At 58.7% G+C, this 12676-nt stretch carries 11 protein-coding genes; 9 read left to right on the top strand and 2 right to left on the bottom strand.

The genetic code is table 11. The annotated features are described in order from the left end of the window. Positions 1–431: 431 nt before the first annotated feature. Both mrcB and hrpB read right to left on the bottom strand, forming a co-directional pair. Complete coding sequence (gene mrcB, locus JJB97_RS01455; protein ID WP_238712025.1) at positions 432–2933, bottom strand: bifunctional glycosyl transferase/transpeptidase; 2502 nt, start codon at positions 2931–2933, stop codon at positions 432–434. 94 nt (positions 2934–3027) lie between these two features. Continuing rightward, entirely contained in the window at positions 3028–5460 is a 2433-nt protein-coding gene (gene hrpB / locus JJB97_RS01450; protein ID WP_238712024.1) for an ATP-dependent helicase HrpB, read from the bottom strand. 136 nt (positions 5461–5596) lie between these two features. Here hrpB and thpR point away from each other — a divergent pair, with 136 nt between their 5' ends. The 9 genes from thpR to panD all read left to right on the top strand — a co-directional run bounded on the left by thpR (position 5597) and on the right by panD (position 12660). Continuing rightward, positions 5597–6133, top strand: coding sequence for an RNA 2',3'-cyclic phosphodiesterase (gene thpR / locus JJB97_RS01445; protein ID WP_238712023.1), 537 nt, complete (start codon positions 5597–5599; stop codon positions 6131–6133). 13 nt (positions 6134–6146) lie between these two features. Beyond that, on the top strand, positions 6147–6851 hold the full coding sequence (gene sfsA / locus JJB97_RS01440; RefSeq protein ID WP_238712022.1) for a DNA/RNA nuclease SfsA: 705 nt from the start codon (positions 6147–6149) through the stop codon (positions 6849–6851). A gap of 174 nt (positions 6852–7025) precedes the next feature. Then, the gene (dksA, locus tag JJB97_RS01435) at positions 7026–7481 is read left to right on the top strand and encodes an RNA polymerase-binding protein DksA (protein WP_087898623.1); all 456 of its coding nucleotides are present in this window, start codon (positions 7026–7028) and stop codon (positions 7479–7481) included. A 56-nt stretch (positions 7482–7537) separates the two neighbouring features. Then, complete coding sequence (gene gluQRS, locus JJB97_RS01430; protein WP_238712021.1) at positions 7538–8419, top strand: tRNA glutamyl-Q(34) synthetase GluQRS; 882 nt, start codon at positions 7538–7540, stop codon at positions 8417–8419. Positions 8420–8480: 61 nt separating this feature from the next. Next, positions 8481–9875: a polynucleotide adenylyltransferase PcnB gene (pcnB, locus tag JJB97_RS01425; protein WP_238712077.1), complete on the top strand. Its 1395-nt coding sequence runs from the start codon at positions 8481–8483 to the stop codon at positions 9873–9875. Then, complete coding sequence (gene folK, locus JJB97_RS01420) at positions 9872–10351, top strand: 2-amino-4-hydroxy-6-hydroxymethyldihydropteridine diphosphokinase (RefSeq protein WP_238712020.1); 480 nt, start codon at positions 9872–9874, stop codon at positions 10349–10351. The genes pcnB and folK overlap by 4 nt, the downstream gene beginning before the upstream one ends. Before the next feature lie 173 nt (positions 10352–10524). Further along, complete coding sequence (gene panB / locus JJB97_RS01415; protein ID WP_238712019.1) at positions 10525–11319, top strand: 3-methyl-2-oxobutanoate hydroxymethyltransferase; 795 nt, start codon at positions 10525–10527, stop codon at positions 11317–11319. A 13-nt stretch (positions 11320–11332) separates the two neighbouring features. After that, entirely contained in the window at positions 11333–12187 is an 855-nt protein-coding gene (gene panC, locus JJB97_RS01410) for a pantoate--beta-alanine ligase (RefSeq protein ID WP_238712018.1), read from the top strand. Between the two features lie 92 nt (positions 12188–12279). Then, complete coding sequence (gene panD, locus JJB97_RS01405) at positions 12280–12660, top strand: aspartate 1-decarboxylase (RefSeq protein ID WP_238712017.1); 381 nt, start codon at positions 12280–12282, stop codon at positions 12658–12660. Positions 12661–12676: the final 16 nt, after the last annotated feature.

Raw genomic sequence — 12676 nt, 5'->3', positions numbered from 1 at the left:
ACGCATAATATCCGTCAGTTAAGCAAGCTTTGAATAACGATTCTGTTAATGCAAAAAACCAGGACACGTTGAGGTCTGGATTAGGGGCCTTTTACTTTTTATTTGCATCCCTGTTCGCGTTTAATCCGTGCAGACTTCAGCATGGGGGGCTGACGCCCGCTGAAATCAGGGAGCCGCAGGCGAAGACAGGGCGAGAGCGCCCGCAATGGCGGATTGGGGAGCAGCGAGACAAGTGGACGGACCGGGCGCAGGTGATGGCCGCCATGAGCGCGGCGCAAAGCAGGGTGCCTTTACGCTACCGCAGGCGCGGGCAAAGCGGGCCGCTTTGCCCGTTCACCGTTGATAAAGGGCTTTAAGTAAACGGAGCGCCGCTTAACCTTAAATGCCTGCGCATAAGCAGGCATTTTCCATTCGTTTATCCGGTTAGTTAATTAATCGCCGCCAAACATATCCTTAATCCAGCCTGCGACGCCGTCGCTTTTCTCCTGCTGTTGCGCAGGCTGCGGCGGCTGCTCGGAAGACTGGCTAAACGGATTGCGCGCCTCAGCCTGCTGCTGGCTTTGCTGACATAGCGCGCTGGGGTTGGTCGTCCATACCGGTAGCTGGCGCTGTCCGCCGCCGCACTGGAAGGTGCCCATGCTATCCACGCCGATATCCACGATATCTTCCGGCGCCACCAGATCCAGCGGAATCGGCGACTGGTTGCTCAGGTAACGCTGATAAATCGTCATCGCCCCGCTGGAGCCGTACAGGCGCGTGGGCTGATTGTTATCGCGCCCCACCCAGGTAATCACGACTTCCTTACCATCAATACCGGCAAACCAGGTATCTACCTGATTGTTGGTGGTGCCGGTTTTTCCGGCCAGGTGCAATTTAGGAAACTTAGCGCCCAGCGCGCGGCCCGTACCGCGCTGCATAACCTGCTGCATGGTAAATAGCGTCATATAAGCCGCCTGTGCCGCAACCGCGCGTTCAGCCTGCGGGTAGCTCTGATAAAGCACGGCGCCATCTTCGGCAATCACTGAGCGCAACGCCGACATCGGCGCACGGTTGCCGCCGCTGGCAATGGTCTGGAACGCCTGCGCGACTTCCACCGGCGTCAGGTTCAACGCGCCAAGCAACATAGCCGGTACCGGTTTCAGTTGCTCTCTCGGCACCCCAAGCTTAACCCAGGTATCGGTAACCGCCGCCAGCCCCAGCGACAGACCAAGGTTTACCGTCGGCACGTTCATCGAGCGGGTCAGGGCGTCCACCAGCATGACCTGGCCGCTGAAGCGACGATCGTCATTTTGCGGCGACCAGGTTTTGCCGCCCGGCTGCGCAATGGAGAGCGGCGCGTCAGCAATCCAGGTGTTCAGGCGATACTTATCCGGCTGGCTCAGGGCCGTCAGGTAGGTTGCGGGCTTGGCCAGCGAACCGATAGAGCGGCGCGCCTGCATGGCGCGGTTGTAGCCTGCAAACTCGGGTTTGGCGCTGCCTACCATAGCGCGTACCTCGCCGCTAAAGCGATCGACTACCACCATCGCGCTTTCAAGATCGCTGAGTTTACGCTGCTTCATCAACGCCGGAATACCCTCGGTGACGGCTTTTTCCGCCGCATCCTGCGCTAACGGGTCAAACGTGGTGAAGATTTTCACGCCGGAGAGATCTTTTACTTTGTCGCCCAGTCTGTCGTGCAACTGCTGGCGCACCATCTGCATAAACGCCGGCTGCGGCGAAATCACGCCGCCGCGCGGCTGCACGCCCAGCGGGCGGGCGCTCAGCATATCATACAGCTCCTGATCGATTATCTTTTGCTGTTGCAGCAAACGCAGCACCAGGTTACGACGCTCCAGCGCCAGCTTCGGGTTACGCCACGGATTATACAAAGAAGCGCCCTTTACCATCCCCACCAACAGCGCCTGCTGATCGAGGCTCAGCTCTTCCACCGGGCGGCCGAAATAGTAGAGGCTGGCGAGCGGAAAGCCGCGAATCTGATCGTCGCCGCTCTGGCCGAGATAAACCTCATTCAGATACAGTTCCAGAATGCGATCTTTGCCGTAGCGCGCGTCCATAATCAGCGCCATATACGCTTCGTTGGCCTTACGCCACAGCGTGCGCTTGTTGGTCAGAAACAGGTTTTTAACCAACTGCTGGGTTAGCGTACTCCCGCCCTGCACCGCGCGTCCGGCGGTCATATTGGCAAGAAACGCGCGGCCGATAGAATAAAGGCTGATGCCGTCATGTTCATAAAAATGGCGGTCTTCGGTAGCGACCAGCGTATCCACCAGCAGATCCGGGAAGCCGGCGCGCGGCACGAACAGGCGCTGTTCGCCGTTAGGCGATGACAACATGGTGATAAGCCGCGGATCGAGGCGGAAGAAACCAAATTCACGGCCGGTATCGAGGTTTTTAATCGACTCCAGACGATCGCTGCTGAACGTCAGGCGCGCGCGAATCTGCCCTTCTTTACTGTCCGGGAAATCAAACGGTCGGCGCAGTATATCGATGCTGTTGCCCTGCACTGTGAACTCGCCCGGGCGCGTTATGCGCGCTACCCGCCGATACTGAGTGGCTTCGAGCAGTTTTACCATCTCGTTTTTGCTGTACGGCATGTCCGGTTCAAGGTTTACCATACGGCCGAAAACCGCCGCCGGCAGTTGCCAGACTTTACCGTCAATACGGCTGCGGATTTTCTGATCGAGATAAACGCCGTAGGCAATAAAGACCACCACCAGCACAATCAGCAGTTTTATTAAAAACCACAGCCAGCTACGCTTTTTACGCGGCGGGCGTCCTTTCTTTACCTTGCGTGGCATATTCCCCTCGTCGTCATAATGGTCATACTCATCGTTATCGTGTTCTTCCCTGAGGCGACGACGGGCCGTCTTCGCTTTTGCAGGACGTTCGGGCCTTCCTTTACGTCCAATCGGTTCGCGGTCATTCCCCGCCATGCTCTTTCTCCACACAAGTTCGTGTCGCAGGGACCTGATTGTCATGTCCTGCGCGTCTTATGAAAGTAGAAACGTCTCAAATGCTCCGCTCGCGCTACTGATATTTTTTAGTGCGTCGGGTAGGCGCAGCAGAAGACGGATCGTCGGGCCATACGTGTTTCGGATAACGCCCTTTCATTTCTTTTTGCACATCGCGGTAAGCGCCGCGCCAGAAGGCCGCAAGATCGCGGGTTATCTGTAACGGACGCCGCGCAGGCGAGAGCAGTTCCAGCACCAATGGCACGCGGCCGCTGGCGATAGCGGGCGTTCGGGCCTCGCCGAACATTTCCTGCATTCGCACCGCCAGCGCAGGCGGGTTTTGCGCATCATAGCGAATGGCAATACGGCTGCCGGTCGGCACAGTGTAATGCTCAGGCAGCTCTCTATCCAGCCGTTGACGCTGCGGCCAGTCAAGCAGGCTATACAGCGCCTGAGTCAGATCGACGCGCTTAAGCGCCTGCAATGAACGCACGCCGCCCAACTGCGGCAGCAGCCAGCGCTCCAGCGAGGCCAGCAGCGCGGCATCATCGACCTCAGGCCACGGATGCTCCGGCAGCCAGCGCGCGGCGCACATTAGCCGCAGGCGAAGCTGCGATACCGATTCACTCCAGTCAAGCACGCCCAGCCCTTTATCGCGGATACCGTTAAGCATAGCCTGGTGTAACTCAGACTCTGTGGGCTGGTTCAGCGGCTGACGCTTTATCGTTAACTGGCCAATACGCCAGCGTCGCCAGGCCCTGAGCGTGCCTTTATCGTCGTCCCACTCTACGCTGTCGCTCTGTACAAGCAAATGCGGATAGTGCGCCATCAGCGCGTCAATATCCAGCGGCAGCGCCTGCAGAATGCGGGCGTCCGGCGAACGGTCCCCCTGCAGCAGCAGCGGTGCGATAAGCCACTCATAACGCGTGAGCGCATCATCGCGCTCAAGCATTGCGCCCATACCGTTCGCCAACTGGTAGCGCCCTTCCTGACCGCGACGGCGGGCGATACGGTCAGCAAAGCCGGCCGCCAGCAATCCGGCGGCTAACGCGGCATCGCACTCACCGCCCTGGTTTTCCAGACGCCGGCTAAGCTGGCGCGCGCGCTGTCGCCAGTGGTTCTGGCCACGCGCCAGCGCATTACGCAGATCGCTGTCGCCAGCGCGCGGCGGTTCTTCAAGGATAGCCGCCAGGCGCGCCGCTGTGGCCTGCTCGTCACGGCTTTGCGCCGAAGTCAGCATCGCCGCCAGCCGCGGATCTATACCCATTTGCGCCATCTGCCGACCACGGGCTGTCAGACGCCCGGCATCGTCCAGCGCGCCGAGCGAGGCAAGCAGGCGGCGCGCGGCAGCCAGGTTCGCCGCTGGCGGCGCGTCCAGCCAACACATTTGCGTGACGTCGCAGCAGCCCCACTGGCACAGCTCCAGCAGCAGCCCCGATAAATCGCTTTGCAGTATTTCCGGCTCAGCCTGGGCCGCCGCGCGCGCCGCCTGCTCAGCCCCGATCAGGTGCAGACAGACGCCCGGCTCAAGCCGCCCGGCGCGGCCCGCGCGCTGGATCATTGAAGCCTGGCTGACGCGCTGAGTCGCCAGCCGCGTCAGGCCGCTGCGCGGCTCAAACTTCGCCACGCGCTCCAGCGCGGCGTCCACCACCAGCCGAATACCTTCAATCGTCAAACTGGTTTCCGCAATATTCGTCGCCAGCACCACTTTGCGCTGACCGCGCGCGGCGGGAAGAATCGCGCGACGCTGCGCCTCCAGCGGCAGCGCGCCGTAAAGCGGACACAGTATAACATCCGCCGCCACCCGCTCGCGCAATAGCGCCTGCACACGCTCAATCTCCCCTACGCCGGGCAGAAACAATAGCAATGACCCCGGCTCCTCGCGCATAAGTTGCGCCGTAGCGATGGCTACCGCCTCATCAAAGCGCTGATGCGCAGGCAGCGCCTGGAAACGGCGCGTTACCGGCCAGGCGCGGCCTTCAGAAACAATCACCGGCGCCTGCGGCAACAGCGCGCTCAGCCGCGTGCTGTCGAGCGTGGCCGACATGATTAGCAGTTGTAAGTCATCACGCAGCCCCTGTTGCACCTCCAGCAGCAGCGCCAGCGCCAAATCCGCCTGGAGGCTGCGCTCGTGGAACTCATCGAGCAACACCAGCGACACGCCGCTAAGCGCCGGGTCGCGCTGGATCATGCGTGTGAGTATGCCTTCGGTCACGACCTCCAGCCGGGTTTGCGGCCCCACGCAACTTTCGGCTCGCATACGATACCCCACGGTTTCACCCGGCTGCTCGCCAAGCTGTTCTGCAAGCCGCTGCGCCACGTTGCGCGCGGCCAGCCGCCGCGGTTCCAGCATAATAATACGGCCTGTGGGCTTGCGCTCGCGCAGCAGCGCCAGCGGCAGCCAGGTCGATTTGCCTGCGCCAGTGGGCGCGTTAAGCAACACCTGCGGCGCGCGCTCCAGCGCCGACAACAGCTCAGGCAGCACGGCCTCAACGGGTAAAGTAGTCACAAAAAACACCCCGGGGTTAACAAATAAACGGCGACATTGTAGCATCGACGCCGTTCACCGCACGCTGCGCCATTGTGGCATTGCCGATTTAAAACGCAGCCCGCCGGAAATACCCCGGCCCGCATGAGAGAGAGCTATGTCCACGACCCGCCGCCTGTTTTTCGCCCTTGAAATACCTGACGAACTTCAGCAACAGATAGTCTACTGGCGCGCGCAATGCTTTCCTGCGCACGCAGGCCGCCCGGTCGCCGCAGCTAATTTGCACATGACGCTGGCGTTTCTCGGCGAAATCGGCGCGCAAAAACAGCAGGCGCTCTGCACGTTAGCCGGGCGTATCCGTCAGCCAGGTTTTACCCTGACGCTAAACGACGCCGGCCACTGGCCGCGCCCGCGCGTTGTATGGCTCGGGCCGCGCCGCACGCCGCGCGGGCTGTTGCAACTTGCCTCAATACTGCGCTCGCAGGCTGCCCGCAGCGGCTGCGCTCAGAATCCTCAGCCGTTTCACCCCCACGTTACGCTCTATCGACAGGCAAGCGATAGCGTATCGTTGCCGCCCCCCGGCTTCGCCTGGCAATGGCCGGTCAATGCATTTGCGCTTTATGCGTCGGTGTTCGAACGCGGCCGTACGCACTATCGCTTACTATCGCGCTGGCCGCTAGGCAATGCCCCTTAATAAAAGGAAAAGTATGGAATTCACCTCCCCGCTTGAGCCCGCTACGCTGATTAAACGCTATAAGCGTTTTCTTGCCGATGTGATCACGCCCGACGGTCGGTTACTCACGCTACACTGCCCGAATACCGGTGCGATGACCGGCTGCGCCACGCCAGGCGACACCGTATGGTATTCCACCTCCCCCAGCGCTACGCGTAAATACCCCCATACCTGGGAGCTCACGCAAACGCAAAATGGCGCAATAATTTGTGTCAATACGTTACGGGCCAACGCCGTTGTAAAAGAAGCAATAAGTGAAGGACGAATTCCGGACTTACGCGGCTATAAGAATATACTTAGCGAAGTTAAATATGGCGCCGAGCGAAGCCGGATAGATTTTAAGCTACAGGCGGATAATCGGGTTGACTGCTATATTGAAGTGAAATCAGTCACGCTGGCTGAACAAAACAATGGCTTTTTTCCTGATGCCGTAACGCTGCGTGGACAAAAGCATTTACGGGAACTCATGAGCGTCGCTCATGATGGAAAACGCGCGGTATTGCTGTTTGCCGTGCTCCATTCCGCTATCGACAGCGTGGCGGCAGCGCAACATATTGATGATAAATACGCCCGTCTGTTATACGAAGCAGCTCAATGCGGCGTAGACATTCTGGCCTGGAAAGCGGAAATGAACCCGGCGGCAATAACGCTTGTTTCCCCTGTTCCTGTCAGTGTATGAAAATACATTAGGCTTACTTACGCGTCCGGACCGCAAACCAATACGCTTTTCTTCACAGGCTTGTCAAGAGGAGGATTTAATACAATTGCCATACGGAAAAGCTTCTGTTATTTATAGCGGCCTGTTTTTTCCCCCTCCAATGGGGATCGATAGTGCGTGTTAAGGAGAAGCAACATGCAAGAAGGGCAAAACCGTAAAACATCGTCCCTGAGTATTCTCGCCATCGCTGGGGTGGAGCCATATCAGGAGAAACCGGGCGAAGAGTATATGAACGAAGCCCAGCTAGCGCATTTCAGGCGTATCCTTGAAGCGTGGCGTAACCAGCTTCGGGATGAAGTTGACCGTACTGTTACCCATATGCAGGATGAAGCTGCTAACTTCCCTGATCCGGTTGACCGCGCCGCCCAGGAAGAGGAATTCAGCCTTGAACTGCGCAACCGTGACCGTGAACGCAAACTGATCAAGAAGATCGAAAAAACGCTTAAGAAAGTGGAAGAAGAAGATTTCGGCTACTGCGAATCCTGCGGCGTCGAAATCGGTATCCGCCGTCTTGAGGCCCGGCCAACTGCCGATTTGTGCATTGACTGCAAAACGCTGGCGGAAATCCGCGAAAAACAGATGGCCGGTTAACTTCACGCGCCACGCATATAAAAAGGCGGGCGCCTGCCCCGCCTTATTTTCTGCCTATGCATCAGCAAAACTATACCGGGCGTTTTGCCCCTTCTCCATCAGGCGAGCTACATTTTGGCTCGCTGATTGCCGCCCTTGGTAGCTGGCTTCAGGCGCGTTCCTGTCGCGGACGGTGGCTGGTGCGCATTGAAGATATCGATCCTCCCCGCGAAGCGCCCGGCGCCGCCGATACCATACTCCATCAGCTTGAACGCTACGGCCTGCGCTGGGACGGCGAGGTACTGTGGCAGTCGCGCCGCCACGACGCCTACCGCGAAGCGCTGGCCTGGCTGCACGCGCGGCAGCTTAGCTATTACTGCGACTGCTCCCGCCGCCGCATTCAGCAACACGGCGGCGTTTATGACGGCCGCTGCCGCGAGCGCCATCTCGGCCCGGCGCATGCCGCCGCGCGTCTGCGCCAGACGGCGCCGGTGTTCGCTTTTCAGGATGGGCTACGCGGCGAGATTCACGCCGACAACGCGCTGGCGTGCGAAGACTTTATTATTCACCGCCGCGATGGTTTATTTGCTTACAACCTTGCCGTGGTGGTTGACGACCACTTTCAGGGCGTGACCGAAATTGTGCGCGGCGCGGATTTAATTGCGCCAACGGTGCGCCAGATTGCGCTTTATCGCACGTTCGGCTGGGAAACGCCAGGATATGTCCATTTGCCGCTGGCGCTCAATGAACAAGGCAACAAGCTGTCCAAGCAAAACCATGCGCCAGCGTTACCCGCAGGCGACCCGCGCCCAACGCTTGTGCAGGCGCTGCGTTTCCTTAACCAGCCGATCAACCCGGGCTGGCGCGATATGTCAGCCGAAGCGCTGTTAAACGAAGCGGCAACGCGCTGGACGCTCGCCGACGTGCCGTTGAATCCGGCATTCTCAAACGCGTCATAACAAGCTATGATGAGCCGCAGTTTTTTTGTCTGAATATTGATTGACACATCCGAGGTGCATTATTTTTACCCGAGTCGCTAATTTTTGCCGCAAAGTGCTGAACCGCGAAGAGAGCGTGGCCACAGAACAAACCACCCAGCCGCATATAACGGTTGTCCCGCGCGATCGGCATACTATTTCCCGCAAAGATATCAGCGAAAACGCCCTCAAAGTACTTTATCGTCTTAACAAGGCGGGCTATGAGGCCTACCTGGTTGGCGGCGGCGTTCGCGATCTGCTGCTGGGCAAAAAACCAAAAGATTTCGACGTTACGACTAACGCCACGCCGGATCAGGTACGCAAGCTGTTTCGTAACTGCCGTCTGGTGGGCCGTCGTTTCCGCCTGGCCCATATTATGTTCGGTCCCGAAATTATCGAAGTCGCCACATTCCGCGGCCACCATGAAGAGCAGGCGGACCGCCAGCTTTCCCAACGCGGCCAGAACGGTATGCTGCTGCGTGATAATATTTTCGGCTCCATTGAAGAAGACGCCCAGCGCCGCGATTTCACTATCAACAGCCTCTATTACAGCGCCGCGGATTTTACCGTGCGCGATTACACCGGCGGCCTGAACGATTTACATAACGGCGTTATTCGCCTGATTGGCGACCCGGAAACCCGCTATCGCGAAGATCCCGTGCGGATGCTGCGCGCGGTACGTTTCGCCGCCAAACTGGGCATGTCCATTTGCCCGGCAACCGGCGAGCCCATTGCGCGCCTGGCGACGCTGATTAATGATGTACCGCCCGCACGCCTGTTTGAAGAGTCCCTGAAGCTGCTTCAGGCCGGTTACGGTTATGAAACCTGGCGCCGGCTTAGTGAGTACAACCTGTTACAACCGCTGTTTCCGGTTATTACCCGCTATCTGACCAGCAACGGCGACAGCAATATGGAGCGCATCATCGCGCAGGTGCTGAAAAACACGGATAACCGCATTCATAACAATATGCGCGTGAATCCGGCGTTTCTGTTTGCCGCGCTGTTCTGGTACCCGCAGCTTGAGATGGCGCAAAAGCTGGCTCAGGAAAGCGGGCTGGCCTACTATGACGCTTTTGCGCTGGCGATGAATGAAATACTGGATGAAGCCTGTCGCTCACTCGCCATTCCCAGGCGCATCACTTCGCTGATTCGCGATATCTGGCAGTTGCAGTTACGCCTGTCCAAACGCCAGGGTAAACGCGCCTGGAAGCTCATGGAGCACCCTAAATTCCGCGCCGCTTATGACCTGCTGGAGCTGCGCGCAGAAGCGGAAAACAACCCGGAGCTACAGCGCCTGGCCCAGTGGTGGGGTGAATTTCAGTCTGCGCCGCCGCCGCGTCAGAAAGAGTTGATTGGGCAACTGGGCGAAGACCCGGCTGGCCGACGCCGTCAACGCCGCCCGCGACGCCGCGCGCCAAAGCGTGAGGGCAGCGCGTGACGCTGTGCTACATCGCTATCGGCAGTAACCTGGCCGCGCCGCTGGCGCAGGCCACGGCCGCCATCCAGGCGCTGGGCAATATTCCTGAAAGCCGCCTGTTGGCGGTTTCTTCGTTTTACCGCACCCCGCCGCTTGGTCCACCGGATCAGCCCGATTACCTTAATGCCGTAGCCGCGCTCGATACGGCGCTTAATGCCCACCAACTGCTGGAGCACACCCAACATATTGAGCAGCGGCAGGGCCGCGAACGTAAAAACGAACGCTGGGGGCCGCGTACGCTGGATCTCGATATACTGCTATTTGGCAACGAAACGCACCGCACCAGCCGCCTTACCGTACCGCATTACGACATGAAAAATCGGATGTTTATGCTCTATCCGCTCGCAGAAATCGCCCCACAGCTTACGTTTCCGGATGGCGACACGCTGCAAAACTGTCTGGCGCGCCTGCACGAAACGCCGCCGCCGCGCTGGTAACCCGCAGCCGGTTTCATAAGTTACGCCGCGGCGTTAACGTAGCGCGCCCGCTCATGAAAATGGAATAATCTCAAAATACTGGCATTCAGCTTTCGAATCTTCCAGAATGCGCTATCCACGGGTGCAGGCGCGTTGCTGAAATACCGCCTGCACATTATCAGACAGGGGATAGTATGAAGCCAACCACCCTTACCCACCTTCGCCAGTTTAAGCAGCAGCAGAAAAAATTCGCCACGCTCACCGCCTACGACTTCAGCTTCGCGAAACTGTTCGCTGACGAAGGCATAGGCGTTATGCTGGTGGGCGATTCGCTGGGCATGACCATGCTGGGCCATGACTCCACGCTGCCGGTCACCGTTGAGGATATCGTCTGGTGTACCCGCGCCGTGCGACGCGGCGCGCCTGCCAGCCTGCTGCTGGCCGACCTGCCGTTTATGGCTTACGCTACGCCGACGCAGGCCTGCGAAAGCGCCGCTGCAGTCATGCGCGCCGGGGCCAATATGGTGAAGCTTGAAGGCGGACGCTGGCTGGCCGATACAATCGATATGCTGACCAAACGCGCCGTTCCTGTATGCGGCCATCTTGGTCTGACGCCGCAGTCGGTCAATATTTTTGGCGGTTATAAAATCCAGGGCCGTGGTGATAACGCGGCGCAAACGCTGCTCGACGACGCGCTGGCGCTGGAAGCCGCAGGCGCCCAACTAATGGTGCTGGAATGCGTGCCCGCAGAGCTGGCAACGCGGGTTAGCGAAGCGCTGAGCATTCCAACAATCGGCATCGGCGCCGGAAACGGCACCGATGGACAGATCCTGGTCATGCACGATGCGCTGGGCATTACCGGCGGTCACGTTCCTAAATTTGCCAAAAACTTTCTTGCCGAAGCCGGAGACATTCGCAGCGCCGTGCGCCAGTATATTGCCGAAGTTGAATCCGGCATCTATCCGGGCAAAGAACACAGTTTTCACTGACAGGAGAAAAGTTGTGCTGATTATTGAAACCTTACCGCTGCTGCGTCAACAGATCCGCCGCTGGCGCCTTGAAGGTAAACGTATCGCGCTTGTGCCCACTATGGGCAATCTGCACGACGGCCATATGAAACTGGTGGAAACCGCAAAGGCGAGCGCCGATATTGTGGTCATCAGCATCTTCGTTAATCCCATGCAGTTTGACAGGCCAGACGATCTGGCGCGCTACCCGCGCACCCTTCAGGAAGACTGTGAAAAACTTAACCGCCGCAACGTGGACGTAGTATTTACCCCCACAGCGCACGAATTTTACCCGCATGGCATGGCGGATCAGACGTTTGTCGAGGTGCCGACGCTTTCAAATATCCTGGAGGGCGTCAGCCGCCCCGGCCATTTTCGCGGCGTCGCAACCGTGGTCAGCAAGCTCTTTAATCTCGTACAGCCAAACGTAGCCTGCTTTGGCGAGAAAGATTTTCAACAACTGGCGCTGATTCGCAAAATGACGGCCGATATGGGCTACGACGTTGATATTATCGGCGTTCCCACCGTGCGCGCCAAAGACGGCCTGGCGCTCAGCTCGCGCAACGGCTACCTGACCGGCGAGCAGCGCAAAATCGCACCGGGACTGTACAGAGTAATGCAGGACATGGCGCAGAAGCTGCGCGACGGCCAGCGTGATACCAGCGAGATTATCGCCATCGCGGAGCAGGCCCTTAACGAGAAAGGCTTTCGCGCCGATGATCTGCAAATCCGCGATGCAGACACCCTACAGGCGCTCAACGCCAGCAGCCAGCGCGCGGTAATTTTGCTGGCGGCCTGGCTCGGCCAGGCCCGCCTTATCGATAATATGCAGGTAGAGTTCGGCGCGTAGACGCCGAATAAAAATACGGCAACACTGCCGACGACGGTTCCTCTGACGCGAGCCTGCGCCCGCTTTATGTCTACTGAAAGTAAGGTTTTGTTATGATTCGTACCATGCTGCAAGGCAAGCTTCACCGGGTAAAAGTGACTCAGGCCGATCTCCACTATGAAGGCTCCTGCGCTATCGATCGCGATTTTCTCGATGCAGCCGGCATTCTGGAATACGAAGCGATTGATATTTACAACGTGACTAACGGCAAGCGCTTCTCCACCTACGCGATTTCCGGCGAGCGCGGCTCGAAGGTCATTTCAGTAAACGGCGCCGCCGCGCACTGCGCCAGCGTCGGCGATATACTGATTATCGCCAGCTATGTCGCCATGCCGGACAACGAAGCCCAAAGCTGGCAGCCGAAAGTCGCCTATTTCGAGGGCGAGAATGAAATGAAGCGCCTCGCCAAAGCCATCCCTGTTCAGTTTGCCTGAGCGCCCGCCCCGCAGC

It is taken from the genome of Tenebrionibacter intestinalis (assembly GCF_016632365.1).
GTDB classification, from domain to species: domain Bacteria; phylum Pseudomonadota; class Gammaproteobacteria; order Enterobacterales; family Enterobacteriaceae; genus Tenebrionibacter; species Tenebrionibacter intestinalis.
The sequence above is the reverse complement of the archived record's forward strand: the minus strand, read 5'-3'. Positions and strand labels throughout refer to the sequence as shown.